The following is a 24,857-nucleotide window of genomic DNA, read 5'->3' on the forward strand; positions in this document are numbered from 1 at the left end:
CTCAAACCCCGCGTTCCACCGCCCGCAACCGGGGCGGAAACGCCCCCCGGCTGCGATGGCGACGCCTGATCGACGGTCCTAGCCTGGCCGAAAGGCGTCTACCGGACCGCTGTGCGCGGCGTAGGGGTGAGTGACGTGAGTGCTTCCCGGGCTCCCCGGCCCTCCGGATCTTCCGGTTCCTCCGGCTCGTCCGGGGCCTCCGGATCCTCCCGGCCCTCGAGCTCCGCCGGTTCCTCCGGAACCTCCGAGGCCGTCGCCGGCGCGGCGGCGGAGCCGACGCGGGCCGCCGTCGGCCCCAGCCCCGACGGCGAGCCCGAGTACCACCCCTACCACCACCCCGCGGCGGGCTGGGGCGCGGCGAAGAGCGTGACCCGCTTCATGGCCCGCGAGGGCGCCCTCCCGCTGGACGGCCCGCGCGCGATCCTGAAGATGAACCACGAGGACGGCGGCTTCGACTGCCCCGGCTGCGCCTGGCCCGACGACACCAAGGGCCTGCACCTCGACATCTGCGAGAACGGCATCAAGCACGTCACCTGGGAGATGACCAGCAAGCGCGTCGGCCGCGGCTTCTTCGCCGCGCACTCGGTGACGGAGCTGGGCGACTGGAGCGACTACGACCTGGAGAACCAGGGCCGGCTGACCGAGCCCATGGTGTACGACCCCGACACCGACCACTACGTCCCCGTCACCTGGAAGGACGCCTTCGAACTCGTCGGCTCCACCCTGCGGGGACTGGACTCCCCGCACCGGGCGGCGTACTACACCTCGGGGCGGCTCGGCAACGAGGCCACGTTCCTCTACCAGCTGATGGCCCGCGAACTGGGCACCAACAACCTGCCCGACTGCTCCAACATGTGCCACGAGGCGAGCGGCCGGGCCCTGTACGCCGCCCTCGGCACCGGCAAGGGCACGGTCGACCTCAAGGACTGGGAGACCACCGACGCGCTGTTCATCCTCGGGGTCAACGCCGCCTCCAACGCACCCCGGATGCTGACCGCCCTGACCGAGGCCCACCGGCGCGGCGCGGCCATCGTGCACATCAACCCGCTGGTGGAGGCCGCCGCCCGGCGGGCCATCATCCCGCACGACTTCAAGGACATGGCCACCTTCCACGCCACCCGCACCAGCAGCCTCAACCTCCAGCCGCGCATCGGCGGGGACATGGCGCTGCTGCGCGGCATGGCGAAGGCGATCCTGGAGCAGTCCGCCCACGATCCCAAGGCGCTGGACCGGGAGTTCGTCGACCGCCACACCACGGGGTTCGAGGACTACCGCCGGGTGTGCGAGAGCACGCCCTGGGCGGTGATCGAGCGTCAGTCCGGGGTCGGCCGCGCCGGCATCCTCGAGGCCGCCCGCGTCTACCGCGACGCCGACCGCTCCATCTTCAGCTGGTGCCTCGGCGTGACCCAGCACGAGCACGGCGTCGACACCGTCCGCGAGATCGTCAACCTCCTGCTGCTGCGCGGGAACCTGGGCCGCGAGGGCGCCGGTCCGTCGCCGGTGCGCGGGCACAGCAACGTCCAGGGCAACCGCACCTGCGGCATCGACCACCGCCCCGAGCCCGCGTTCCTCGACCGTCTCGCCGAGATCTGCGCGATCGATCCACCCCGCGAGCACGGTCTGGACACCGTCGGCACCATCAAGGCCATGCACACGGGCGAGGTGACGGTGTTCATCGGCATGGGCGGCAACTTCGCCCTCGCCGCGCCCGACACCGCGTACACCTGCGAGGCGCTGCGCAAGTGCGAGCTCACCGTCCAGGTCAGCACCAAGCTCAACCGCAGTCATCTGGTGCACGGCAGGCGGGCGTTGATCCTGCCCTGCCTCGGGCGCACCGAGAAGGACCACCAGCGGGCGGGCGTGCAGAGCACCTCGGTCGAGGACTCGATGAGCATGGTGCACCTCTCGGTGGGCATGAAGAAGCCCGCCTCACCGCATCTGCTCTCCGAACCGGCCGTCATCGCGGGCATGGCCCGTGCCGCCCTCCCGGACAGCGAGACGCCCTGGGAGTGGTACATCGAGGACTACGACCGCATCCGCGACACCATGGCCCGGGTCCTGGACGGCTTCGAGGACTTCAACCGCCGGGTGCGGCTGCCGCTCGGCTTCCGCATCAGACAGCCCGCGCGCGAACTGGTCTTCCTCACCCCGTCCGGACGCGCCGAGTTCTCCAGCGCGCCGCTGCCCGACGTGGTGCCGGAGCCGGGCACGCTGGCCCTGGGCACCATGCGGTCGCACGACCAGTGGAACACCACCATCTACTCCGACGACGACCGCTACCGCGGCATCAGGAACCTGCGCACGCTCGTCTTCATGAACCGCGACGACATGCGCGAGCGCGGCATCGCCAAGTTCGACCCGGTCGACATCACCAGTACAGCCAGGGACGGCAGCCACCGTGAGCTGCGGGGCTGTCTGGCCGTGCCGTACGACATCCCGCGCGGCTGCGCGGCCGGCTACATGCCCGAGATGAACGTGCTGTGCGCGCTCGACGACCACAGCACCCAGAGCGACCAGCCGATCATGAAACACGTGAAGGTGAGGGTCGTCCCCGCCTCCTGAGCCGCCCCCGCCGTCGCCTCCTGCAGTGCCCGTGGCCATCGCGCGACCTGTCGCCGAACCGCCCGCGAACGCCGCGATGTTCCTGTTCACGGCGGGGTCGGCGGCGAGGGGTGGGCCGGGGCGGCCGAGCACTACGACGAGGACCAGCTCGCCGCGCCGGTGTCGCTGATCGCCCCGATCAACACCTGCGACCGGATGAACGTGATCGTCCAGCAGCCGGCGGGTGACCACCGGCCGGGTCGGTGGGGGTGACCCCGGCGGCGGGGTCTGTCCGGCTTCCTGGCACTATCTGTGGACAGGGAGCCGGTGATGTCGGTGGCGGACCGTAGGCTGTCCCGCACAGCGCGGTTACGACTTCGCTGTTCCGATGATCCGAGAGGCAGGCCGAATTCACCGTGTTCCTGGAAACCCCCATCTACAGCCGCCTCGTTGCCGAGCGAGGCGACGTCCCCGCCCAGGTGAGCGGTGAAGCCGACCGGCTGATGCGTGAGTTGGCCCGGGTCATACCCCCGATGTCCCCGCCAGGACACCCCGGTCAGCAAGGCAGACCAGGACCCTGGGCGGGAGGGGCGCCGACCGGGCCGTGAGGCGCGGGGGTGACGAGGATCTCCTGGCCGGCCGCCTCGGCCGGCCATCGGCCCCCGTCAGAAGGGCGCTGGGTCAGGGGCTGTCCGGCAGCCCGTCGACGAAGTCCGCGACGAGCGCGGCGACGGTCTCCGGGCGTTGCAGATGGAGGTCGTGCCCCGTGTCCGGCACACAGACGGAAACCGTCGACGGCCGCAGCCGGAGCATCGTGTCGTACTCCTGGGCGGGGATGAAGCTCGACCGGGCCAGCACCAGCAGGGCGGGACAGCCGACCCGTTCCCACTCGGCGACGAACGACCGCCGGCCGAGTTCGGCCAGCGAACGGACCAGAACCTCCGGGTCGAAGCGCGGCCACCAGCCGCCGTCCCGCTCCTGAAGGCCGCCCGCCCAGCCCTCGCCCAGGAGTCCGCCGCCGAAGTACTGCACGGCCACCTCCCGCGACCGGAACGGCACAGGCCAGGAGCGCAGCCACGCGCCGAGCTGGACCGGCACCGAGGGGTCGGGCTCGCCCGCCCCGGCCTCGACCAGCACCACACCCCGCACGGCCTCCGGATGCGCGGCCGCGGTGAGGAACGCGGTGTGCCCGCCCAGCGACTGACCGACCACCACCGGTGCGCCCAGGCCCAACTCGTCCGCCACGGCCACGACGTCGGCGACGTACGCGGCGCGGGACACGTCCTCGGGCCGCTGCCCGGAGGCGCCGTGTCCGCGCTGGTCGAGCGCGACGACCCGGTACCGGGGGCTCAGCAGCGCGGCCGTCGCGTCCCACTCACCCGCCTGACCGGCGAGCCCGTGCAGCAGCAGAACGGCGGGCCCGTCCCCGCCCCAGTCCCGGCAGACCAGCCGCACACCGTCCCGCACGACCACGCGCTCGTCCCACGCCACCGTTCGCCCCCTCCTCACGGCACACCGGCCGGGATCGTCTCACGCGACCCGAAATCCCGCATGGACGGCACCCGTCGGTGTGTCAGGTCCGCCACGGCGGGCCGCGCCGTACCCGTGACGAGCCCGGCCGGCTTTCGGTGCGGGCCGGACGCCGAAGGGACTTCACGACATTTACGAAGACGCCTGCCGGAAATCCACCGGAGATCCGTCAGAAGGGCCCAGGCCCGTGCGCGGGGCCGGGGCGCCGGCGGTCCGGGCACCCGGGCCCCGGCGCGGCCAGCGGCTCAGCGGTGCCGGTCCGACTCGGCGAGTTCCGCCTCGGGCAGGCTCTCCGGGACGGCCGGCTTCGGCTGTGCGGCCGCGCGGCGGTTGGCCAGCCAGGTGACGAACGGCTCGGTGTAGCGGGCGGTCAGCGGTCCGACGATCACCAGGATCAGTACATACGCCGTGGCCAGCGGGCCGAGGGACGGCTCGATCCCGGCCGTCACCGCGAGCCCCGCGATGACGATGGAGAACTCGCCGCGCGCGACCAGGGTGCCGCCCGCGCGCCAGCGCCCCTTGGGGGAGATCCCGGCGCGGCGCGCGGCCCAGTACCCCGTGGCGATCTTCGTCCCCGCGGTGACCACGGCGAGGGCGAGGGCGGGCAGCAGCACCGGCGGAATGGTCGACGGGTCCGTGTGCAGGCCGAAGAACACGAAGAACACGGCGGCGAACAGGTCGCGCAGCGGGGCCAGCAGGTTGTGCGCGCCCTCGGCGACCTCGCCGGACAGCGCGATGCCGACCAGGAACGCCCCGACGGCGGCGGAGACCTGCAACTGCTGCGCGATACCCGCCACCAGCAGCGTCAGCCCGAGCACGACCAGCAGCAGCTTCTCCGGGTCGTCGCTGGAGACGAAGCGGGAGATGTGACGCCCGTAGCGCACCGCGAGCACCAGCACCAGCGCGGCCGCGCCGAGCGCCACGGCCAGCGTGACACTGCCCGCCGCCAGCCCCGCACCGGCCAGCAGCGCGGTGAGGATGGGCAGATAGACCGCCATGGAGAGGTCCTCCAGCACCAGGATGCTGAGGATCACCGGGGTCTCCCGGTTGCCCAGCCGGCCCAGGTCGCCGAGCACCTTGGCGATCACCCCGGACGAGGAGACCCACGTCACCCCGGCGAGCACCACCGCGGCCACCGGACCCCAGCCGAGGAGCAGGGCCATCGCGGCCCCCGGCAACGCGTTCAGGGCGCCGTCGACGAGTCCGGCACGGTACTGGGTCCTGAGGTTGGAGACCAGATCGCTCGCCGTGTACTCCAGACCCAGCATCAGCAGGAGCAGGATCACGCCGATCTCGGCGCCGATGGCCACGAACTCCTCGCTGGAGCCCAGCGGCAGCAGCCCGCCCTCACCGAACGCGAGCCCGGCCAGCAGATAGAGGGGGATCGGGGAGAACCGGAAGCGCGCGGCGAACCGCCCCAGCAGACCGAGGCCGAGGATGATCGCGCCGAACTCGATCAGGAAGACAGCGGAGGAATGCATCCGGTCACTCCCGCCCGAGGATCGCCGCGGCCGCGTCCACGCCCTCACGGGTGCCGATCACGATCAGCGTGTCCCCGCCCGCCAGCCGGAAGTCCGGCCCCGGTGACGGAACCGCCTCGGCCAGCCGCAGCACGGCGACGATCGACACCCCGGTCTCCGTGCGCATCCGGGTCTCCCCGAGCAGCCGGCCGTTCCAGTGCGAGACCGCCGGCAGTTCGACCCGCTCGGCCACCAGGCCCAGTTCGGTCGTCGAGAGCAGGTTCGGGCTGTGATGTGTCGGCATCAGCGCGTCGATCAGCGTCTCCGCCTCACCGGAGGACAGCCGCACGGACAGGGCACAGGCGTCCGGGTCGTCGTCGCGGTACGCGCTGAGCGTGCGGGTCCCGTCCCGGTGAGCCACGACGGACACCCGGCGCTGCTCCTTGGTGGTCAGGTCGTAGCGGACCCCTATGCCGGGCAGCGGCGTACTGCTCATGCGGGGAGCACCCACGGCTTTCCTCCCGTCTGGCTGGGCGTTTGACCGATTCTTGGTGAAGCGATCAGTGACACTTTAACCGGATGGTCCGACCGGCCCCGGCGCAACGGGTCTGCTCACGCACTGAATCGGAAGTCGCCCCTCCGTAACCCGCCCGTCTTCGGCGAGCTCAGCCGTTGGCCTCCGCCGCACGGAAGCGGTCCGCGTGTTCGGTCACCCCTTCGGTGAACGTGCGCGCGGACCGGCCGGTGATCCGCGCCGAGGGCGTCGTCCGCTGGGGCTCCAGGCGCGTCCACCCCACCCCCGAGGCCGCCACGGCCTCCTCGACCGCTCCCACCCGGCCGCGTCACCGGGGACGCCACGAACTCAACCGCGCTTGAGGTCAAGGGCGTTCGGGCGGGGCTCAGATTTGGCTCAGATCCTCCCGCAACCGTCCGCCCCGGACACGCCGACCGCCTAGCGTGGCCCTTGTCGATCACTGTGGAGGTGACTGTGGGCATCGTGAACCGCGGCAGGCGTGCAACTGTCTGGCTGCTGCCGGCACTCGCCGCAGCGGCCTGTACGTCGCCGGCGCCGTCGGCGTCGGCGCCGCCGGCACCCCGGCCCACCGCCGACGTACGCTCCGGCGCCCCGACCACGACGGCGCCCGCCCGCAAGCCCGTCGAGGTCGAACCCCCCGCCCTCGACGCGGGCGGGGAACTGGCCGGGCAGCAACGGCCCACGCGCGGCAACGCCGTCTTCGCATACGGTGCCGGCCCGCGTGGCAAGGCGCTCGTCGTGGTCGTGAGCTGCCGGGGCGAGGGCGAGATCACCGTGGCCCTCCCCGAGATGCGGGCGTGGTTCGACCACATCTGCACCCCGGGGGAACCGGCCGTCGTCCGGAACGAGTTCGCCGTGGCGGGCGCGCACCGGCCCGGCACCGTCTCCGTGCGCGCTCCCTCCACGGTCGTCTGGGCCGCGACGGTCGGCCGGGGGGAGCCCACCGAGACGGACTAGGACTTCTCCTCGGCGGTCAGCGCGGCAGGAGTACGAGCGCGTCACCGTCGGGGCGCTCGCCCGTCGCGTCGCTGGGGCGGCCCTGGAGCCTGTTCCCGACGATCATGGCCGTCGAGCCGCCGCCGTCGAGGTTCACGGCGTTCACCGCGCCGAGGGCCCGCATGACCGCCGCGGTCTCGGGGACCGTCAGCCCGGCGCTGTGGCCGGGCCTGCGTCCGTCGGCCGTGAGCAGGACGATCCGTCCGTCCACGGTGGTGCCGGCCGCGGTGCGCGGATTGCGGCGCAGATACCAGGCGTTGTACAGGCTCGCGCGCTCGGCGCCCTGGATGGCCTCGGGGCTCCAGCCGTCCCGCACCGGGTCGAGGGCCGTCCGGTTGTCGCGCAGCAGCAGCGGAGCGCCGTTGACGACGGAGGTCTGCGAGGTGAGCGGCACGCGCGCGCCCGTCGTGGCGTCGGTCACCGCGCGGTTGAGCGTCAGCCTGGTTCCGACGCGGGCGTGGGCTCGCAGCCACTCGACCGCGGAGCCCGTGCCCTGGAGCAGGGTGCCCCGTGCGGGCACGGCACCGCCCCGGCTCGCCCGGACCGCGGTCACCTCGCCCGCGGCGTCCAGGGTGACCTGGTAGCCGCTGCCCTCCGGCGCGACCTTGCCGAACTTCGGTGTGACGGCGACGAGTTCGTTCCTGTTGCCGCAGGTGTAGTCCTGGGCGGGGTGCGAGAAGGGGGTCGCGGTCCCGACGCCGCCGCAGTTGACGATCAGCCCCGACTGCCGGTTCAGGCCCGTCACCAGCCGCGTCGCGCCGTCCGCCGAGCGGACCGTGACCTTGGTCCTGAGCCTGCGTACCGAGGTGCCCTTGCCGGAGGCGGTCGGCACGATCAGCGCGGGCCGGTCGTTCACGGCCTCCGAGACCAGGTCGCCGTCGCTCACCGCGATACCGCCGAGGTCGCCGTCGGTGCCGGCCAGCCAGTTGCCGGGGGTCGTCTTTCCGCTGCCGATGACGAAGAAGCCGCCGTTGACCGCGGCGAGGGCGCCGGTGCGCTTCGCCATCGAGCTGGTGGTCTCCCGGCCCGGCACGATCCCGTTGGCCACCTCGGAGCGCAGCCGGCCGCGGAACCGTGTGGGGTCGACGATCAGCACGTCCAGCGACCAGGGCCCCGTGGTGGTGTGGCCGTCCTCGCTGGTGTGCTGCACGGACGCCGTCAGTCCCCTGGCCGTCATGTCGCGCTTGGTCTGGTTCGCGGCGTCCTGGGTGGCGTACCGGCCCACCCGGACCGACCAGCCGAGCGGCTTGTCGAGCGGGCCCCGTGGGTCGGGCCCGGCGGTGCGGTCGCGGCGCGGCGTGTACCCGGCGGCGCGGACCCCGGCCTCCACCTCCGCCAGCTGCGCCTCGGTCCGGCCGAAGCCGGCCGTGACGGTCCAGAAGTCGTCCGCCGACACCTCGCCGCGCTCGATCGCCACGTGGGTGAGGCCCGGGGCGATCTGACGGGTGGTCCGGGTCTCCGGCAGCGAGGCCGGTCCCAGCGGCAGCCTCGCGGCGGCGGCCGCCGCCGCGACGGGCCGCGCGGCGGGACGGGCCGGCTGTCCGGCGGACCCGGACGGGCGCTCCTTCTCGGACTGCGTGGCCACCGAGGTGGCCATCGTGCCGGCGACCAGGGCGACGGTGATCGCCCCACCGATCAGTCCACGGCGTGCCATTCGGTTGCTCATGCGACATGCCCTTTCGCTCAAGGGAGGTTGCTGCGACCGTGCCCGGCGCGTGTGTCGCGGAGTCGGCCGTCCACCCGCGGTGCGGTTACGGCGGAGTGGCGGTACGGATGCCGCGCCGACCTGGCGGTTCGGCGCGGGCACGGCTGAGGACCGCCGTGGCTCGCCGAGGCCCGGGAGGGCACGCGAAAGGAGCGGTTGCAGGAGGGACAGCGGTGGGGGCGGGGCGTGGGCGGGACCGGGTGACCGCGACCGCGTCAGGGGCGGCGGCCGCGACCGCGTCCGGCGGGGAGCGCGGGACGGCCGGTCCCGGCCGCGGAGGGCCGGTGGCCGTCGCGGAGGGGGGTGGCCCCGGCGCGCGCCGCCCGTTCAGGCGCGTGAACGGGCGTCCTGGCACCCGGACATCGGCCCGGCCGCCGGCCGGCCCTGCTCACGGCCCGCCGCGTGGCGCCTTCGTCAGGCGCAGGCGCGGGAGTTCCGGTCGCGCTGCACCTTCAGCGCGGCGACCTGCACGGAGTCGGGCGGCAGTGCGGGCGAGGCGATGCCGTGGGGACGACCGTCCCCGGAGTCGATCAGGGCCGGGCCACCCTCGTAACCGTTCGCGGAGAGCAGGTAGTCGGCCCAGTTCCTGGGCAGGAACAGCGCGATCACGCGGCCCTTGAGGTACTGGTCGGCGTTGCCGAGCCGGATGACCTTCGACCACGGTGTCCGCCGGTCCGACGGGAGGACGTCACCGTCGGCCGGGCCCATGAGGCTGTACCTCGGGTCATCGGTGTAGCGGACGGCGAACCACAGGCGCTTGCCCTCGGGCACCCGGGCGGTTCCCGTGAGACGGGCGCAGTGCGCCACCTTCACGTAGGTGTCGCCCTGGGGCGCCGGATCGGTGAAGACCACGGCGGCGTCGTCGGCGGCCCTGCCGCCGGTGCCGTCCGGGGCGGGCGGGACGCCGGGCACGGTCGCGCCGCCGCCCGAGGCGCCGCCGGAGCCCGCGTGTGTGCCGCCGGAGCCGCCCTGCCGCTGCCCTTGTCCCTGCCCGTCGCCGTGGTCGCCGCTCGGGCCGGGCGAGGCGGCCTGGCCGGTGGCCGACGCGGTGGGACCCGGGGACGCCGTGCCGGGCGTACCACCGGCGTCGGTCTCCGCCGCCGACGCGCTCGCGGGTGCCCGGCTGGCCGGGCCGGGGGCCGCGTCGCCCGTCCGCTGGTCGGGCCGCGGCAGCGCCGAGAGGTCGTCGTCGGGGCCGGGGGCGAGCAGCAGACCGGTCAGGGACGCCACGGCCACCAGCAGGAGGCAGGCGAGCAGGGCGTACCGGCGCCGGGCTCGGCCTGCGGTCCTCGCCCGGCCGGAACCGCGGTCGCCGGGCGGCGCGGTGAGGACCACCGTGGGCAGTTCGATCTCCGACGACCGTGCCGGTGCGGACAGCGGGTCCTGGCTGGGGGCGGGGGAGCCCGCCGTACCTCGGGCGTCATGCCGGGTGGGGCCGGACATAGTGCCTCCTGTGCCGAAGGTGACCGGTGGTGGGCGTTCAGCAGTTGGGGTCGCCCTGGGAGCGCCGGACGGTGACGCCGTCCATGTGCCGCTCGTCGGAGCCCGGGGGGAGCGAGGTGTTGAACAGACCCGCGGCCGAACCGGTTCCGTCCCGCTTCTGGAGCAGCGGCCGGTTCTGGCTGTCGGTGATGCCTCTGAGGTACTCGGCCACGTCGGCGGGCACGGGTACGGCGACGACCTCGAAGGTCTGGCCGCCCTCGGTGGCTCCGCCCAGCTGGGCCGTGGCCCGCCACTGCCCGGTGGCGGGCGAGACACTGGCCTCGGCGTACAGTCCGTAGCGGCTGTCCGTGTCCGTGTGCCCCGCGAGCCACAGCGTGTAGCCGGGCGCCAGCCGGGCCGTGCCCCGGAACTCCTGGCACTGCTCCACCTCGACCTGTACGCCCTCGCGTGTGGTGGGCTGCTCGATCGTCACCGAGGAGACGGGCGCGGCGGGGGATGCGGAGCCGGGGGTGGGGCTCGGGCCGGGGGTGGTCCGGTCCGGGGACGGTGAAACGCTCTGGTCCGGGGAGGTGTTGTCGCGGAACCAGTCCGCGGGGCTGCCCCCGTTCAGCAGGGCGACGGCCGTCAGGAGTGCCGCCGCGCCACCGAGCCCGCCCACCAGGGCGAACGATCGGACCGGTCTGCTCAGATCGGTGTCCGGGGGAGTGCCGTCCGGCCCGGGCCGAGCGGTCGAGCGGCCGTCGGCCCCGGATCTCGGGCCCTGGGGGCTGCCGCCCGGTGCGGGAGTGGGGTCCGCACCGGGCGTGTCCGGGGTGCCGGTCGTTCCCGGGGTCCCGCTCGCGGACGGCGCTCCGCCGGGGCCTGACGTCGGTTCGGGTGGAGTGCCGGGCAGCGTGGACATGGGTCTGACCCTCCGGTCCGGGCCCCAGGGCCCGGGGTACGATGCCGGCTCGGCCGGAATCGGTGTGACGGGTCTGGATGATGCTCCCGGGCCACAAGGGTCAAACGCGGCATGCCCGTTCATCGCGGCATTCATCTGGATTCAGTCCGCTCGACCGCCCGAAACGGGTAGCGTCAGCCGTCGGATCGTCAAATACACCTGTTCCAGGCGCAGTTCACCTACGCGGAACGCACTCCGTCGCCACCCGGTCCTGCCGTACGCCACCCGGTCCCCGACCCGCGGCGCGCGTTCAGCTCGCCGCGCCGAACCACCTCGACAGCGCCGCCGGCAGCTCGCGCGGGTCGCCACCGGCCCATGCCACATGCCCGTCCGGCCTCAACAGCACGGCGGACACGTCCAGTTCCTCGCTGACGTCGACGACATGGTCGACCCGGTCCGCCCAGCCCGCCACGGAGAACCCGCCCGTCCGGTCGAGCAGCAGTCCGCGGCCGGTGTGCAGCCGGTCGTAGAGACTGCCCTGTTTCAGCGGCAGGTCCTTCAGCCGGCGGCCGAGCAAGGGGTGACCCTCGCCGAAGTCGTAGCGCACCGAGATCGCGGTGATCTTCTCGATCAGGTACCGGTTCACCTCCTCGAAGTCCATCAGCTCGGCCAGCAGTCGCCGTACCGCCTGCGCGCCCGGTTCGGTGGACAGCAACTGCATCTGGGCGCGCGTGTTGTCGAGCACGGCGGCCGCCACCGGGTGCCGCTCGGTCTGATAGGTGTCCAGCAGCCCGTCCGGCGCCCAGCCGTCGACCTCGGCGGCCAGCTTCCAGCCGAGGTTGAACGCGTCCTGGATACCGAGGTTGAGGCCCTGCCCGCCGGTCGGCGGATGGATGTGCGCCGCGTCGCCCGCCAGCAGCACCCGGCCCACGCGGTAGCGCTCGGCCAGCCGCGTGGCGTCGCCGAAGCGGGACAGCCAGCGCGGGGCGTGCACACCGAAGTCGGTCCCGGCGGTGGCGCGCAACCGCTCCGCGAACTCCTCCAGCGTCGGCGCGGCCGAACGGTCCTCGGCCACCCCCTCGGCGGGCACGACGATCCGGTACACCCCGTCCCCAAGAGGCATCGCACCGAACCGCCCCTGGGTCCGGCGGACTTCGGCCATGACGGCCGTCAACTCCTCCTGCGAGGCGGTCACCTTCATCTCGCCCAGCAGGGTCTCGACCCGGGAGGGCTCCCCGGGGAAGGCGACGCCCAGCAGCTTGCGCACCGTGCTGCGGCCGCCGTCGCAGCCGACGACCCAGCGCGAGCGCAGGCTCGTGCCGTCGGCCAGGGCGACGGTCACGCCCTCCTCGTCCTGGCTCAGCCCGGTCACCTCGCGGCCCCGCCGGATCTCGGCGCCGAGTTCGACCGCGCGCTCGGCCAGCAGCCGGTCGGTGTCGGTCTGCGGGATGCCGAGGACGTATCCGTGCGCGGTGTCGAGCCGCTCCGGCCACGCCGTGGTGATCCCGGCGAAGAAGCCGCCGACCTCGTACTTCCGGCCGAGCGCGAGGAACCGCTCCAGCAGACCGCGCTGGGCCAGCACCTCGATGCTGCGGACGTGCAGCCCCAGCGCGCGGACGTAGGGGGCGGGTTCGGTGTCCTTCTCCAGCAGGAGCACGCGCGCACCGTGCAGCCGCAGCTCGCTCGCCAGCATCAGGCCCGTCGGGCCGGCGCCGACCACGATCACATCGGTCTTTATCACACCACTCGTTTCCGCAGGTCCGGGCTTCGGCCCGGAGATTCTGCGGCATGAGCGGGGCCTTGCCGCAAGGCCCCCCACGCGCTATAACTTGAGAGTGGCAAGGAGCGTGTGCGCTTCTTGCCTTCGTCATTTCCGGGCCCTGCGCGCCCGACGGGCCCGGTGTGCGCGAGGCCCCGGCTCGAATCGCCCGAGTACCACTCAGCCGGCGGTCGGCTTCAGCAGCACGAAGTCCGCGTTCGACGGGTCGAGGCAGACGGCGAGCCGTCCGACGCCCTCGAAGTCCGCCGGACCCATCTGCGTACTGCCGCCGCCCGCGACGACCCTGGCGACCGCCGCGTCGCAGTCGTCGACGTTGAACACCGGGTGCCAGTAGGGCTTGCCGCCGTTGAGGGCCAGATCCTCCGCGGTCATGCCCATCACCCCGCCGTGCATCCGCTCCTCCGGCTGCCCGGCCGGGGTGATCATGGAGTACGCGCCCGCGCCGCCCGGCAGTTCCATGTCGCTGTACCACCAGCCGAGGACGTCGCCGTAGAACTTCTTCGCGCCCTCCGCGTCCGTGGTGTACAGCTCCGTCCAGGACAGCGAGCCCGGGGCGTCGACCAGTTCCACGCCCTTGCTGGTACCGGGCTGCCAGACGGCGAACTGGCCGCCGAGCGGGTCGCTGTACTGCGCCATCCGGCCCCACTCCTCCAGGTCCATCGGTGGCACCCGCACCGTGCCGCCCGCCTTGGTGACGGCTTCCGTCGTGGCGTCCGCGTCGGCGACGCTGTAGTAGATCATCCAGGCCGAGCGCGCCCCCTCCTCGGTGAGTTTGCCGAGCCCGGCGACGATCTTGCCGTCCTTGCGGAACATCCCGCCTTCCATGTCCTCGCCCCCGCCCTCCATGGGCTCGTACTCCCAGCCGAGCACCGCGGAGTAGAAGGCCGCCGTGGCCGGCACATCGGGGGTGCCGAGGTCGAGGAAGCAGGGCGAGCCGGGGACGTAGTCGGTCGTGATCATGGCGATTCCCTTCGCAGGTCCTTGCCACCACAGCCTGACACCGGGCCGAGGCGCCCGCACGGCACGATGGACCGGAAGGCGCGGCCGAGGTCCGGTCGGCCTGCGAGGGTGTCGTCGACGTCGTCGTCGGCGGGAGCGATCAGGCGGGCGACGAGTTGCGTGGGCGGGGACGGGTTGGCGGCGAGGCCCTCCAGGAGGTCGTTCACGAACCCGTGTTGTCCGGCCGGTGCGCGAAGGGCCGTCGAATTTCGGGGCGTTGGCCGTCGGCGGGCGGGTGGGGTGCGCGGGTTCCGGCCACCGCCGTGGCCGTCAGGAGCGCGGCGAGGGCGACGAGGGCGGTGCCGTGCCAGCCGAGCAGGTTCAGCAGGGGCGCCGCGAGGGCGGTGCCGAGTGCGCCGATCGTGAAGTAGAGGACGAGGTAGACGCTGCTGAGGCTGCCGGAGCGCGCCGGGTCGAGGGCGATGACCCGGCTCTGGTTGGCGGCCTGGGCGGCGAAGCAGCCCGCGTCGAACAGGGCGAGCCCGGCGGCGGTGACCAGGGGCCTGTCCGGGCCGGTGGCCAGGACGGCCGTGCCGGCGGCCGCCGCGAGCAGGGACCCGGTGATCACCGTGCCCGGGCCGTGGCGGTCGGTGAGGCGTCCGGTGAGCGGCAGCGCGGCGAAGCCGAGGAGCCCGGCGAGGCTGTAGAGGCCGATGGACGTGGGGCCGAGGGAGTGCGGCGGCTGCGCGAGGGCGAGCGCGAGGGCGACCCAGACCAGGTTGAACGCGACGTACCAGAGGCCGCCCGCGGCCACCGCGCGCCGCAGTTCGCGATGGCGGCGCAGCAGCGGCGGGAGTGCGGCGAGGGTGGCGCCGTAGCCGGTGCGTGAGCCGGGGCGTTCCCGGGGCAGGAGCAGGGCCGCCGCGAGCGCGCAGGCCAGCGCGAGGGCGGCGGACACCCGCAGCATCGGCCGCCAGCCGAGGAGGTCGGCGAGCGTCCCGCCGACCAGGCGGCTGAGCAGGATCCCGGCGGACAGCCCCGCGGCGACCACGGCGACGCCCCGGCCCCGGCGTCCGGCCGGCGCGTGGCGGCCCGCGATGCTGCCGGCCTGGGCGGCGACACTGGCGGCCGCGCCGATCAGCAGATAGGCGGCCAGCAGCACGGCCGGTCCGGAGGCCGCCGAGGCGAGTCCCAGGGCCGAGGCCAGGGCGACGAGCTGGGCGGCGACCAGACGACGCGGGGCCACATGGTCGGCGAGGGGGAGCAGCAGCGCGAAGCCGGTCATGCAGCCCGCCAGCGCGGCGGTGGGGACCAGGCCGATCACCGCGAGCGGGACGCCGAGGTCCGCGGCGACGGTGGTGAGCGCGGGCTGGAGGGCGTAGTTGTTCGCTATCGCCGTGGCGGCGACGAACGCCAGCAGGAGGGTGCCGCCACCGGTCAGGGGACGCGTCACGGCCGCTCGCCCCGGGCGAGGACGACGACGTAACGGCACTCGGCGTCGGAGGTGTTCGCGAAGACGCGCGGCGCGGGCTCGCCGAGCTCGATGGTGTCGCCCGCGTCGAGTTCGTGCATGGTGTCGCCGTCGTGGAAGGTCAGCCGGCCGTCGAGCACCCACACCACCTGCCGTACGAAGGCGAAGGCCGCGGCCGGGTACGGCACGGCGGCGCCGGCCGGGAGCCGGATCTCGGCGATCTCCGCGGGGAAGCGGGGGCCGCTGATCTGGCGGCGCAGATAGCCGGTGCCGGGGTCGCGCCACTCGGCAGCGTCGCCCAGGCGCCGCACGCCCACCGGGTCCGCCACCTCCTGCGGACGCCCCTCGGCCAGGGCCAGCAGCGAGGCCACGCTGAGCTGGAAGGCGGCCGACAGTTTGCCCAGGACGACCGCCGTGGGGCTGCTCTCGCCGCGCTCGATCCTGCTGATCATGGCCTGGGAGACCCCCGAGGCGTCGGCGAGCCGGGCCAGCGTCCAGCCGCGGCGCTCCCGCTCGGCACGGATGCGGGCGGCGATCTGCCCCACCAGGGGATCTACTATGTTGGACATGATTCCAATATACGAGAGAAGGTGTGCGGTGGAGGTACGTCCGGCGCACCCCGGTGACGGGGAGGCCATCCGCGCGATCCGCAACCACGCGGTCGAGCACTCCACGGCGCTGTGGACGCGGACCCCGCAGTCACCGGCCGAGGCGGAGGTCTGGCTGAAGGCGCACCTGGAGCGCGGCTCGGCGCTCGTCGCGGAGTCGGAGGGCGAGGTGGTCGGCTTCGCGGTGTACGGCCCGTGGCGTGCGCTGGACGGATACCGGCACACCGTCGAGGACTCGGTCTACGTCCGTGAGGGCCGGCACGGCCTCGGCGTCGGCTCGGCGCTGCTGGCCGCTCTCGTCGACTCGGCGCGCGCGGCCGGCCACCATGTGGTGATCGCCGGGATCGAGGCCGAGAACACCGCCTCGATCCGCCTCCACGAGCGCTTCGGCTTCCGGCACGTCGGCACCGTCCCGGAGGTCGGCACCAAGTTCGGCCGCTGGCTCGACCTGACGCTGATGCGACTGCCGCTGTGACCTGAACCCCGGTCCGCGGAAGGGGACATGCCCCCCCGTCGCCCGGGGCGGGACTTGCCCGGGCGGGTCAGAGCGGGTTCTCCAGCACCTGCGCCACCGTCACCTCGCGCGACGCGTGGTGCTTCGGCCACGGCGTCGCCACGTCCCCGACGGCGGACCCGCCCGCCCGGACCGTACGCGTGACCCACTTCGAGTCGGAGAAGTCGGGGCCGTCGAAGGTGAACCTGATCCGGTACTCGACCGGGGCCGGGCCTGGGTTGCGGATCGTGTACTCGGCCGCGAACACCAGCTCTCCCTCGCGGAGTTCGGTGCCGTACCCGTTCACCTCGACCTCCTTCCCGGAGGCCGGGGCGGCGTCCGGCGGGTCACCGGCGCAGCCGGACAGCGCGGCGAGGAGCAGCAGGACGACGGTCGGTGCGGCGACAGGACGCGACATACCTGAGGAGTCTACGGACGGGCCGTCGGGCGGGGGAGCAGTCGCAGGTGCGCGAGACGTGAAGCGGTCGGTGCGGACCGGTTTTCAGCCCGTGCGCGGGTCCGCGGTCAGTCGGTGAGCGCGTCCGCGGTCAGCGCGGCCAGGGTGGCCAGCCGGTCGTGGGACTGGGTGCCGGGCTCCGCGGTCCACACGACCAGCCGCTGCGTCGGGTCGTGGGCGCAGGTGAGAGCGTCCCAGTCGAGGGTGAGGTCGCCGACGACGGCGTGCCTGAGCCGCTTGGAGCCCCCGTTGTCGGAGGCCACCTTGTGCTCGCCCCACCAGCGGTCGAAGTCCTCGTCCGTCCCGCGGAGCTCGGCGACCAGATCCGCCAGCCGCTGGTCCTCGGGACGGCGTCCCGCCTCCCTGCGCAGTACGGCCACGCACACGGCGCCGATGTTCTCGAAGTCCTGGTGCAGGGCGCGCATGGCCGGGTCGCGGAACATCAGCCACGCGTAGTTCCGCCGCTCCGCGGGGAGCAGGGAGAAGTCGGCGAGCAGCGCGGCGCCGAGCGGGTTCCAGGCCAGGATGTCCATGCGCCGGCCCATCACCAGCGCCGGGAGGGTCGTCAGCCCGTCGAGGATCCGCCGCAACTGGGGCTGCGCGGTCTGCGACGCCCGGCCGCCCCCGGGGGGCGCTTCCTGGCCGGCCAGCTCGTGGAGGCGGGAGCGTTCCGCGTCGGTGAGCCGCAGGGCGGCGGCGAGAACGTCCAGTACGGGGGCGGACGCGTGCCGGCGCCCCTGCTCGATGCGGGTGTAGTACTCGGGGCTGATCGACGCCAGCTGCGCCACCTCCTCGCGCCTGAGCCCGTCGGCCGGCCGGCTGCCGTCGGTGTCCGGCAGTCCGACGGCGGCGGGGGTGAGTGCGGCCCGGTGGGCCTTGAGGAAGTCGCCGAGCGGGGTGGGCGGTGCGGTGCTGGGAGTCATGGCGGCACGCTCACAGGAGAAACGAGGTGGCACTCTCACAGGACAAACGGACTAAAACAGCTTAGCCCCGGCTCGCCGTCGTGAAGACAGCAAGCCGGAGCGTGCCTGGGCGGACGGTCCGGGGCGGGTGGCGCCGCAGGCCGCGCGGACGCCGTTCCCTGGTGGGGACGGGCCTGATCGAGTTCCGCGAGTGCGGGTCGGTGTCGGCTGATTGCGCAGTTCCCCGCGCCCCCGGAGCGGTGCCGTGTCGTGGGTACGGAGGGAGGAACATGGCGTGGTCCGGTGCGGGTGACGGCGCCGGCCGGGACGTACGGCCTGGTGCGGGTGACGGCGCCGGCCGGGACGTACGGATCGGTGCGGGCGATGCCCCTGACCGGGCGGCCGTGCGCGGCGTGGGGTCGGCGGCCGCCCGGTCGTCCCTGGTGCTACCCGGCGTATGTCTCGTACTCGGCGACCCGCGGGGTGCCGGAGGCGCCGGTGATCTCGAAGGTGATCTTGCTGAGAGTGGTGGTCGGGACGCTGATGACGCCCGCGCCCGATCCGGTCTTCAGCACGGCGCCGGTGTCGGCGTTGACGACCTTCCATGAGCCGATGCGACCCGTGGCACCGGACGCCTCGCGGATGTCGATCCGGGAGACCGTGGTGGGCGAGCCCCACTTGATCGAGACGGCGCCGGTGGTGCCGGCCGGTGACCAGTACGTGGCGAGGCTGCCGTCACGGACGTTGCCGTAGCTCGTCCCGTCGGCCTTGCTGGAGCCGTCCGAGCCCGCGCCGATGCTGAGGTTGGTCCCCGACGGCCGGGTCGGGGTCGGCGTCGGCGTGGGGCCGGTGGGCGTGGGCGTCGGTGTGGGGGACTGGGGCGTGCAGGAGCCGTCGGAGACCAGCAGTCCCTTTCCGGCCCCCGCCGTCCTGCTCACGACGGACGGGACGCAGTCGGCGGCGTCCAGGCTGTACGCGTACGGGACGGAGACCGTGGTGTTGGACTGCGGGGAGGGGCCCGCCGGATGGTTGTCGGAGCCGGGCCTCGACCAGGTCACGTTGTCGTAGACGTTGCCGCCGACCTGCCAGTAGCCGAGCGCGTCCGTGTAGAACGTGCCCAGGACGTCCTTGGAGTCCTCGAAGTAGTTGTTGTCCACCCTGGCGCGGGCGCCGGCACGGGAGTTGATGCCGGACTCGTTCAGGCTCACGTAGTGGTTGTTGTAGATGTGGGAGACGCCGCCGCGCAGCAGGGGCGTGCGGGAGTCGATGTTCTGGTACAGGTTGTGGTGGTACGTGATGAACCCGTTGCCCAGGTCGCTCTCGCTGGACCCGACGAGGCCGCCGCGCCCGGAGTTGCGCAGGACGCTGTAGGACAGGGTCACGTACTGGGTGTTGTCCTTCATGTCGAACAGGCCGTCGTAGCCCTCCGATTCACCGCCCGAGGCCTCCAGGGTGGTGTGGTCGACCCAGACGTTGCGGACGCCGCTCTCCATACCGATGGCGTCGCCGCCGTTGGACGTGGGGGAGCCGGACTTCTTGACGTTCCGCACGGTCACGTTCTGGATGACGATGTTGCGGGACTCACGTATGTGGATGCCCAGTTGGTCGAAGACCGCACCGGAGCCGACCCCGACGATCGTGACATTGCTGATCTGCTTGAGCTCGATCACGCCGTCGGCGGTGTTGCAGCTGGAGCCGGAGACCTTGCTGGTGTTGGCGTGGTTGATGGTTCCCTCGACCTGGATGACGATCGGGGTGCTGCTGCTGGCGCGGCCGCACAGGGCCGCGTGGATCGCCGTTCCGGTGGTGGCCCGGACCGTCTGGCCGCCCGCGCCGCCGGTGGTACCGCCGTTCTGGGTCGCGTAGCCGGTGGCACCGGCGGTGGCCGCCGACGCCTCGTGCGTCGTCAGGACCGCGCCGGTCGCGGCGGCCAGGGCCAGTGTGGCCAGCGCCGCATGGAGTCGCACTGCGACTGGTCGTCTCATTCTCGCCTGCCCATTCGTCGTCATGCAGGGGGAAGTCCACGTGGATAGAAAGCGCTTGCTCCGGAAGGTAGGGGCTTTGTTTCGGACACGTCAATAGACGTGTACTTGATTTCTGTTCATCGACATGAACTCGAAGAGCTCGCTCGGACGTCACGCTGCCTCGCCCGAACCTGAGCCCCGTGTCGGTGAGTCGGCGGGGACCTGGTGTCAGCGCGTCCGGCGTACGGCCCTGGCCTCCGCGCGTTCCACCGCGCCCCGTCCGTGGGTGTGGACCAGGGCCAGATGGAACAGGGCGGGGGTGACCGGGGCCCAGCGGTGCAGTCGGTCCGGGCGGAGCAGGAGGTCGACCACGTCCGCCGGGCGGAAGGGGACGTACTCCATGCCCTGGTGCTCCCAGCGGTCGGCCACGCCGTGCGAGACGCGGGAGCGCAGGGCGTCGCCGGTGAGTTCCCTCAGGTGCGCGGCGAAGTGGGCGCTCCACTGGCGGCGGCCCACGTCCAGGACGAAGGCCAGCAGGGTGAGACCGTACTCGTGCGGTTCCAGGGAGAGTTCCTCGCGCATACCGCGCCGGGCCACCTCGTGCAGATCGGGTGCGCCCCGCCCGGCCGAGTCGATGTGCCGGGACAGGCCCTCGTTCACGGAGGACCCCCACAGGCCGGGGCCGGAGCGCACGCTGTCCGACCGGCGGCTCACGACGAGCAGATGGTCGGCTGTCACCACGGCCACGTTCACACCGAAGCTGCACTGGAGGAAGGCGGGAGCCTCCAGCGGCCGGTCGGGGTCGAGGTAGCGCTCGCGCGGGGTGGTCCCGTCCGGAAGCCGACGGTCGAGCTGCTGGGCCGCGAGAAAGGTGAAGTAGTCGGTGGGGCGCAGCCGCAGCGTGACGTCCGCGTCCTCCTCCAGTGCCGTCCGCGAGATCTCCAGACCCTCCACGGCGTAGCGCGGGCCGTTCCAGGCGCGCACCCGGGTTCCGGCCGAGTGCGCCGCGCACTCCTCGGCCTCGATCTCCGCCCGCCACGGCACCATGTCCTCCGGGAGGGCGACCTCGCCTTCCAGCACCTGCACCCGGACGGTCTCCGGCGCGATGCCGTGCACCCCGTCGCCCTCGACCACCAAAGCGGGCGTCTGCAACGGCCCGATCGCGAAGGTCGACCAGGAGGCCGCCCCCGAGTCGCCCTGCCGGTACGTCAGGCTGCGCACCCGGGTCGCGGACCGTCGTCTGAACCTGGACCAGGCGTCCTGGAGGGGCTGTTGGAGCAGCGTCGTGCACAGGATGCCCAGCAGCGCGCCGACGGTGCCGTTGACAAGATCGATTCCACTCACGGAGGGGCAGCGTATCGGCCTCGGCGGGGCGGTTGGACAGGAGTGCGGTGAACTGGCGTTCGCTTAGGTTGAGTTCCATGGACACTCCTCGGGACGCCCCGGCCTCCGTGAACCCGCTGCGTGTGCTGCCCCTGGACCGGTTGCGACGCCGTACGAGCGTGAAATGGCGGACCTACCCGGACGACGTACTCCCGCTGTGGGGCGCGGAGACGGACGTGCCGCTCGCCGAGCCCGTCGCGCGGGCGACCACCGAAGCGGTCGCGCTGGGGGACACCGGATATCCGGTCGGCGGCGCGGAGTACGCGGCGGCGCTGGGGGAGTTCGCCAGGAAGCGGTGGGAGTGGGACGGGCTCGCCGTGTTTCGTCCCCCCGGCTGTGTCCGGGCGGCTCGTCTCCGTTCGCATGTGCCCCGGCCGAGGCCCGGCGGATCGCCTCCTTACGCACCTCACCCGCCCCCGGGGCCGGCGCGCTGATCGCGTTTCAGTCGCCCTCGTGGGGGCGCGGACCTGCCCCCGCGTCGCACTCCGAGTCGCGCCGGAGCGCTTTCGCGCGCCCTCAACACCCGTTCTCACCAACAGGGTTGGCCGAGCGCGTCCCCGCTCCCGCGACGCGGCGCCCCAGCGTCGTTGATTCTGCGACAACCCTTTACCGGCTCAATTTCTTGCACTACTTTTCGGCAAGATTCAGCAAGCCTTTTCAGCTCACGGCGTCCCCGGGCGGACGCCGGAGTTTCCCCTGCCTGCCTTCAGGAGCCGCCGTGTCCATCCACCGCCCCCCGCTCCCGCCCCGAAGAAAGCGCTCACTCCTGCCCGCTGCCCTGGTCGCCGCGCTACTGGGACTGTTCGCCGCCCTGCTCCCCGCACTGCCCGCCGCCCCGGCGGCCGCCGCCACGACCGCGGCCGACACCGCGACCGTGTACTACTACACGCCGACCCGGAACTGGCCGGCGTACAACCTGCACTGGGCCCCGGACGGCGGCAGCTGGACGACCGTCCCCGGCACCCGGATGACCGCCGCCTGCACCGACTGGGTCTCGCTGACCGTCGACCTCGGCACGGCCACCACCTGGCAGGCGACCTTCAACAACGGGTCGGGCACCTGGGACAACAACAACGGCGCCAACTACCGCCTCGGTACCGGCACGGTGACCGTGAAGGACGGCGTCGTCGCCCACAGCGACCCGTGCGGCTCGACCGAGCCCCCGCAGGGCAACGCGGCGACCGTCTGGTACTCGACCACGAACGTCGCCTGGCCCACCGTCAACCTGCACTGGGCGCCCACCGGCGGCAGTTGGACCACCGTCCCCGGGGCCGGCATGGAAGCCGCCTGCACCGGCTGGGTGAAGAAGACCGTGGACCTGGGCACCGCCACCACCTGGCAGGCGACCTTCAACAACGGCAACGGCGTCTGGGACAACAACAACGGCGTCAACTACCGGCTCGCACAGGGCAATACACGAGTCAAGGACCGTGTGATCACCGCGAGCACGACCGACCCCTGTGTCACCACGGATCCCGACACCACCGCGCCGACGGCGCCCACGGGCGTGGGCGCGAGCGTCACCGGCACCTCCGCCGTGGTCACCTGGAACGCCGCCGGCGACGACATCGGCGTCACCGGCTACCAGGTCACCCGCACCGGAGGCACCCGCGGCACCTCGGTGACCGACACGAGCTCCACCGTCGAGTCGCAGAGCGGCCTGGAGGCCAACACCCGGTACTGCTGGACCGTGAAGGCCCGCGACGCGGCCGGCAACCTGTCCGGCCCGAGCGACTCCCGGTGCGCCACCACCGGCGACACCCCGCCGCCCGCCCCCTCCGGCAGCCCGCTCGGCGGCGACCCCCGCAAGGACCCCATCTACTTCGTGATGACGGCCCGCTTCAACGACGGTGACAGCTCCAACAACCGCGGCGGCAGCCAGCACACCAAGTCCGGCAACGCCGCGGGCAACGACCCCATGTTCCGGGGCGACTTCAAGGGCCTGGTCCAGAAGCTCGACTACATCAAGGGCCTCGGCTTCTCCGCGATCTGGATCACCCCGGTCGTGCTCAACCGCTCCGACTACGACTACCACGGCTACCACGGCTACGACTTCTACAAGGTCGACCCGCGTCTGGAGTCCGCCGGCGCCTCCTACCAGGACCTGATCGACGCGGCCCACGCCAAGGGCATGAAGATCTACCAGGACGTGGTCTACAACCACTCCTCCCGCTGGGGCGCCAAGGGCCTGTTCACACCCACCGTCTACGGGGTGCGCGACTCCCAGTGGAGCTGGTACTACGACGCGCCCAACTCCGGCTTCGAGTACGACGGCCTGACCGTCGACCCCGTCTCGGGCAAGTCGTACTACAACGGCGATCTGTGGTCCACGGCCGAGCCCAGCGGCAACACCTGCCTCAACTGGGGCAAGCCGACCGGCGGCAGGAGTGCCGAGGGCTACACCCTCTACAACTGCCAGTGGCCGAGCCCCACCTCCAGGATGTTCCCGTCGAAGTACTACCACCAGTGCTGGCTCGGCAACTGGGAGGGCGAGGACTCCCGTTCCTGCTGGCTGCACGAGGACCTGGCCGACTTCAACACCGAGAACGCCGAGGTGCAGAACTACCTGATCGGCGCCTACGACAAGTACATCGACATGGGCGTGGACGGCTTCCGCGTCGACACCGCCGTACACGTGCCCCGCGTCACCTGGAACCGCCGCTTCCTGCCCGCGATCTTCGACCGGGTGACCCGCTCCCACGGCGCCGACAAGGCGAAGGACTTCTTCGTCTTCGGCGAGGTCGCGGCCTTCGTCAACGACAAGTGGAACCACGGCTCGGTGAACCACTCCGCGCAGTTCTTCACCTGGAAGGAGAGCCGGGAGTACACCTCCGACGACGTACAGGCGGCGCTCGACCAGTACAACCACGAGCAGAACCTCGGCCCGGCCGGGCAGCCCACGTCGTCCAACGCCTTCCTGAACGGCAACAGCTACCACACCCCGGACCACAGCCGGTTCAGCGGCATGAACATCATCGACATGCGGATGCACAACAACTTCGGCTACGCGTCCAACGCCTTTAACAACGGCAGGGACTCCGACGACGCCACCAACGACGCCACCTACAACGTCGTCTACGTCGACAGCCACGACTACGGCCCCAACAAGTCGAACACGCGCTACAGCGGCGGCACCGACGCCTGGGCCGAGAACATGTCCCTGATGTGGACCTTCCGCGGCATCCCCACCCTGTACTACGGCTCGGAGACCGAGTTCCAGGCCGGCAAGCAGATCGACTGCGGCCCCAGCTGCCCGCTGGCGGGCACGGGCCGGGCCTACTACGGCGACAAGATCGCCGGCGAGGTCACCGCGAGCGACTTCTCCAAGGTCACCAGCGCCGGTGGAGCCGTGGCCACCACGCTCCAGCAGCCCCTGGTCAGGCACGTGCAGCGGCTCAACCAGATCCGCCGCGCGATTCCCGCACTGCAGATGGGCCAGTACTCCACCGAGGGCGTGAGCGGTGACATGGCCTTCAAGCGCCGGTACACCGCGAACGGTGTCGACAGCTACGCCCTGGTCTCCGTCGGCAACGGCGCCACCTTCTCCGGTGTCCTCAACGGCACCTACAAGGAGGCCGTGACCGGCCAGACCGTCACCGTCACCAACGGCACCCTGAGCGCCCCCGCCTCCGGCAAGGGCAACCTGCGTGTCTACGTGCTCGACCTCGGCGGCGCCAACGCGGCGCCCGGCAAGATCGGCACGGACGGGCCGTACCTGAAGTAGTGTCCGGCGGCCGGGCGGCAGGGCGTGATGCGCTCTGCCGCCCGGT

The 24,857-nt window shown here is 72.5% G+C and carries 20 protein-coding genes and 2 pseudogenes; 6 read left to right on the top strand and 16 right to left on the bottom strand.

What is annotated here, in order from left to right; all coding sequences use genetic code 11:
- Nucleotides 1-135 precede the first annotated feature (135 nt).
- A complete protein-coding gene (locus ACFYR0_RS25670) occupies nt 136-2,562 on the top strand; it encodes an FdhF/YdeP family oxidoreductase (protein WP_389332504.1) in 2,427 nt (808 codons plus the stop codon).
- 87 nt (nt 2,563-2,649) lie between these two features.
- A pseudogene (locus tag ACFYR0_RS25675) lies at nt 2,650-2,814 on the top strand (carboxymuconolactone decarboxylase family protein); the annotation flags it as partial.
- A gap of 408 nt (nt 2,815-3,222) precedes the next feature.
- On the opposite strand, the gene ACFYR0_RS25680 reads toward ACFYR0_RS25675, so the two are convergent.
- The 4 genes from ACFYR0_RS25680 to ACFYR0_RS25695 all read right to left on the bottom strand — a co-directional run bounded on the left by ACFYR0_RS25680 (nt 3,223) and on the right by ACFYR0_RS25695 (nt 6,364).
- Entirely contained in the window at nt 3,223-4,032 is an 810-nt protein-coding gene (locus ACFYR0_RS25680; RefSeq protein WP_389332507.1) for an alpha/beta fold hydrolase, read from the bottom strand.
- A gap of 284 nt (nt 4,033-4,316) precedes the next feature.
- Nucleotides 4,317-5,552: a cation:proton antiporter gene (locus ACFYR0_RS25685; protein ID WP_386383727.1), complete on the bottom strand. Its 1,236-nt coding sequence runs from the start codon at nt 5,550-5,552 to the stop codon at nt 4,317-4,319.
- A 4-nt stretch (nt 5,553-5,556) separates the two neighbouring features.
- Nucleotides 5,557-6,027, bottom strand: coding sequence for a cation:proton antiporter regulatory subunit (locus ACFYR0_RS25690; protein ID WP_389332510.1), 471 nt, complete (start codon nt 6,025-6,027; stop codon nt 5,557-5,559).
- Between the two features lie 169 nt (nt 6,028-6,196).
- Nucleotides 6,197-6,364: a hypothetical protein gene (locus ACFYR0_RS25695; protein WP_389332513.1), complete on the bottom strand. Its 168-nt coding sequence runs from the start codon at nt 6,362-6,364 to the stop codon at nt 6,197-6,199.
- A gap of 155 nt (nt 6,365-6,519) precedes the next feature.
- Here ACFYR0_RS25695 and ACFYR0_RS25700 point away from each other — a divergent pair, with 155 nt between their 5' ends.
- Complete coding sequence (locus ACFYR0_RS25700) at nt 6,520-7,023, top strand: hypothetical protein (RefSeq protein WP_389332516.1); 504 nt, start codon at nt 6,520-6,522, stop codon at nt 7,021-7,023.
- Nucleotides 7,024-7,039: 16 nt separating this feature from the next.
- Here ACFYR0_RS25700 and ACFYR0_RS25705 read toward each other — a convergent pair whose 3' ends face one another.
- From ACFYR0_RS25705 to ACFYR0_RS25740, 8 genes are all read right to left on the bottom strand, one after another.
- On the bottom strand, nt 7,040-8,728 hold the full coding sequence (locus ACFYR0_RS25705; RefSeq protein WP_389332519.1) for a phosphodiester glycosidase family protein: 1,689 nt from the start codon (nt 8,726-8,728) through the stop codon (nt 7,040-7,042).
- Nucleotides 8,729-9,181: 453 nt separating this feature from the next.
- On the bottom strand, nt 9,182-10,210 hold the full coding sequence (locus tag ACFYR0_RS25710; RefSeq protein ID WP_389332522.1) for a hypothetical protein: 1,029 nt from the start codon (nt 10,208-10,210) through the stop codon (nt 9,182-9,184).
- Nucleotides 10,211-10,247: 37 nt separating this feature from the next.
- Nucleotides 10,248-10,868, bottom strand: a complete 621-nt coding sequence (locus tag ACFYR0_RS25715; protein ID WP_389332525.1) for a hypothetical protein — start codon at nt 10,866-10,868, stop codon at nt 10,248-10,250.
- A gap of 532 nt (nt 10,869-11,400) precedes the next feature.
- Nucleotides 11,401-12,831 carry a rifampin monooxygenase gene (gene rox / locus ACFYR0_RS25720; RefSeq protein ID WP_389332528.1) on the bottom strand — a complete coding sequence of 477 codons (1,431 nt, stop codon included), beginning with the start codon at nt 12,829-12,831 and terminating at the stop codon, nt 11,401-11,403.
- A 198-nt stretch (nt 12,832-13,029) separates the two neighbouring features.
- A complete protein-coding gene (locus tag ACFYR0_RS25725) occupies nt 13,030-13,830 on the bottom strand; it encodes a VOC family protein (protein WP_389332531.1) in 801 nt (266 codons plus the stop codon).
- Entirely contained in the window at nt 13,827-14,036 is a 210-nt protein-coding gene (locus ACFYR0_RS25730) for a hypothetical protein (RefSeq protein WP_389332534.1), read from the bottom strand. The genes ACFYR0_RS25725 and ACFYR0_RS25730 overlap by 4 nt, the downstream gene beginning before the upstream one ends.
- Entirely contained in the window at nt 14,033-15,262 is a 1,230-nt protein-coding gene (locus tag ACFYR0_RS25735; protein WP_389332537.1) for an MFS transporter, read from the bottom strand. Before ACFYR0_RS25735 ends, ACFYR0_RS25730 begins: the two co-directional genes overlap by 4 nt.
- Nucleotides 15,259-15,849 carry a helix-turn-helix domain-containing protein gene (locus tag ACFYR0_RS25740; RefSeq protein ID WP_389332540.1) on the bottom strand — a complete coding sequence of 197 codons (591 nt, stop codon included), beginning with the start codon at nt 15,847-15,849 and terminating at the stop codon, nt 15,259-15,261. The genes ACFYR0_RS25735 and ACFYR0_RS25740 overlap by 4 nt, the downstream gene beginning before the upstream one ends.
- Between ACFYR0_RS25740 and ACFYR0_RS25745 the strand changes: the two genes are divergently transcribed.
- The gene (locus ACFYR0_RS25745; protein WP_389332543.1) at nt 15,848-16,363 is read left to right on the top strand and encodes a GNAT family N-acetyltransferase; all 516 of its coding nucleotides are present in this window, start codon (nt 15,848-15,850) and stop codon (nt 16,361-16,363) included. The two genes, ACFYR0_RS25740 and ACFYR0_RS25745, sit on opposite strands and share 2 nt — an antisense overlap.
- 67 nt (nt 16,364-16,430) lie before the next feature.
- On the opposite strand, the gene ACFYR0_RS25750 is transcribed toward ACFYR0_RS25745, so the two are convergent.
- The 4 genes from ACFYR0_RS25750 to ACFYR0_RS25765 all read right to left on the bottom strand — a co-directional run bounded on the left by ACFYR0_RS25750 (nt 16,431) and on the right by ACFYR0_RS25765 (nt 21,048).
- On the bottom strand, nt 16,431-16,799 hold the full coding sequence (locus ACFYR0_RS25750; RefSeq protein WP_389332546.1) for a hypothetical protein: 369 nt from the start codon (nt 16,797-16,799) through the stop codon (nt 16,431-16,433).
- 107 nt (nt 16,800-16,906) lie between these two features.
- Complete coding sequence (locus tag ACFYR0_RS25755; RefSeq protein WP_389332549.1) at nt 16,907-17,761, bottom strand: helix-turn-helix domain-containing protein; 855 nt, start codon at nt 17,759-17,761, stop codon at nt 16,907-16,909.
- A gap of 425 nt (nt 17,762-18,186) precedes the next feature.
- A complete protein-coding gene (locus ACFYR0_RS25760; protein WP_389332552.1) occupies nt 18,187-19,725 on the bottom strand; it encodes a polysaccharide lyase family 1 protein in 1,539 nt (512 codons plus the stop codon).
- A 207-nt stretch (nt 19,726-19,932) separates the two neighbouring features.
- Complete coding sequence (locus tag ACFYR0_RS25765) at nt 19,933-21,048, bottom strand: hypothetical protein (RefSeq protein ID WP_389332554.1); 1,116 nt, start codon at nt 21,046-21,048, stop codon at nt 19,933-19,935.
- A gap of 77 nt (nt 21,049-21,125) precedes the next feature.
- On the opposite strand from ACFYR0_RS25765, the pseudogene ACFYR0_RS25770 reads away from it, so the two are divergent.
- Nucleotides 21,126-21,413: pseudogene (locus ACFYR0_RS25770) on the top strand (pyridoxal phosphate-dependent aminotransferase); the annotation flags it as partial.
- 398 nt (nt 21,414-21,811) lie between these two features.
- Nucleotides 21,812-24,811 carry a carbohydrate binding domain-containing protein gene (locus ACFYR0_RS25775; protein WP_389332637.1) on the top strand — a complete coding sequence of 1,000 codons (3,000 nt, stop codon included), beginning with the start codon at nt 21,812-21,814 and terminating at the stop codon, nt 24,809-24,811.
- The last annotated feature ends 46 nt before the right edge of the window (nt 24,812-24,857 follow it).

This window comes from Streptomyces sp. NPDC005017 (assembly GCF_042873115.1).
GTDB lineage: Bacteria > Actinomycetota > Actinomycetes > Streptomycetales > Streptomycetaceae > Streptomyces.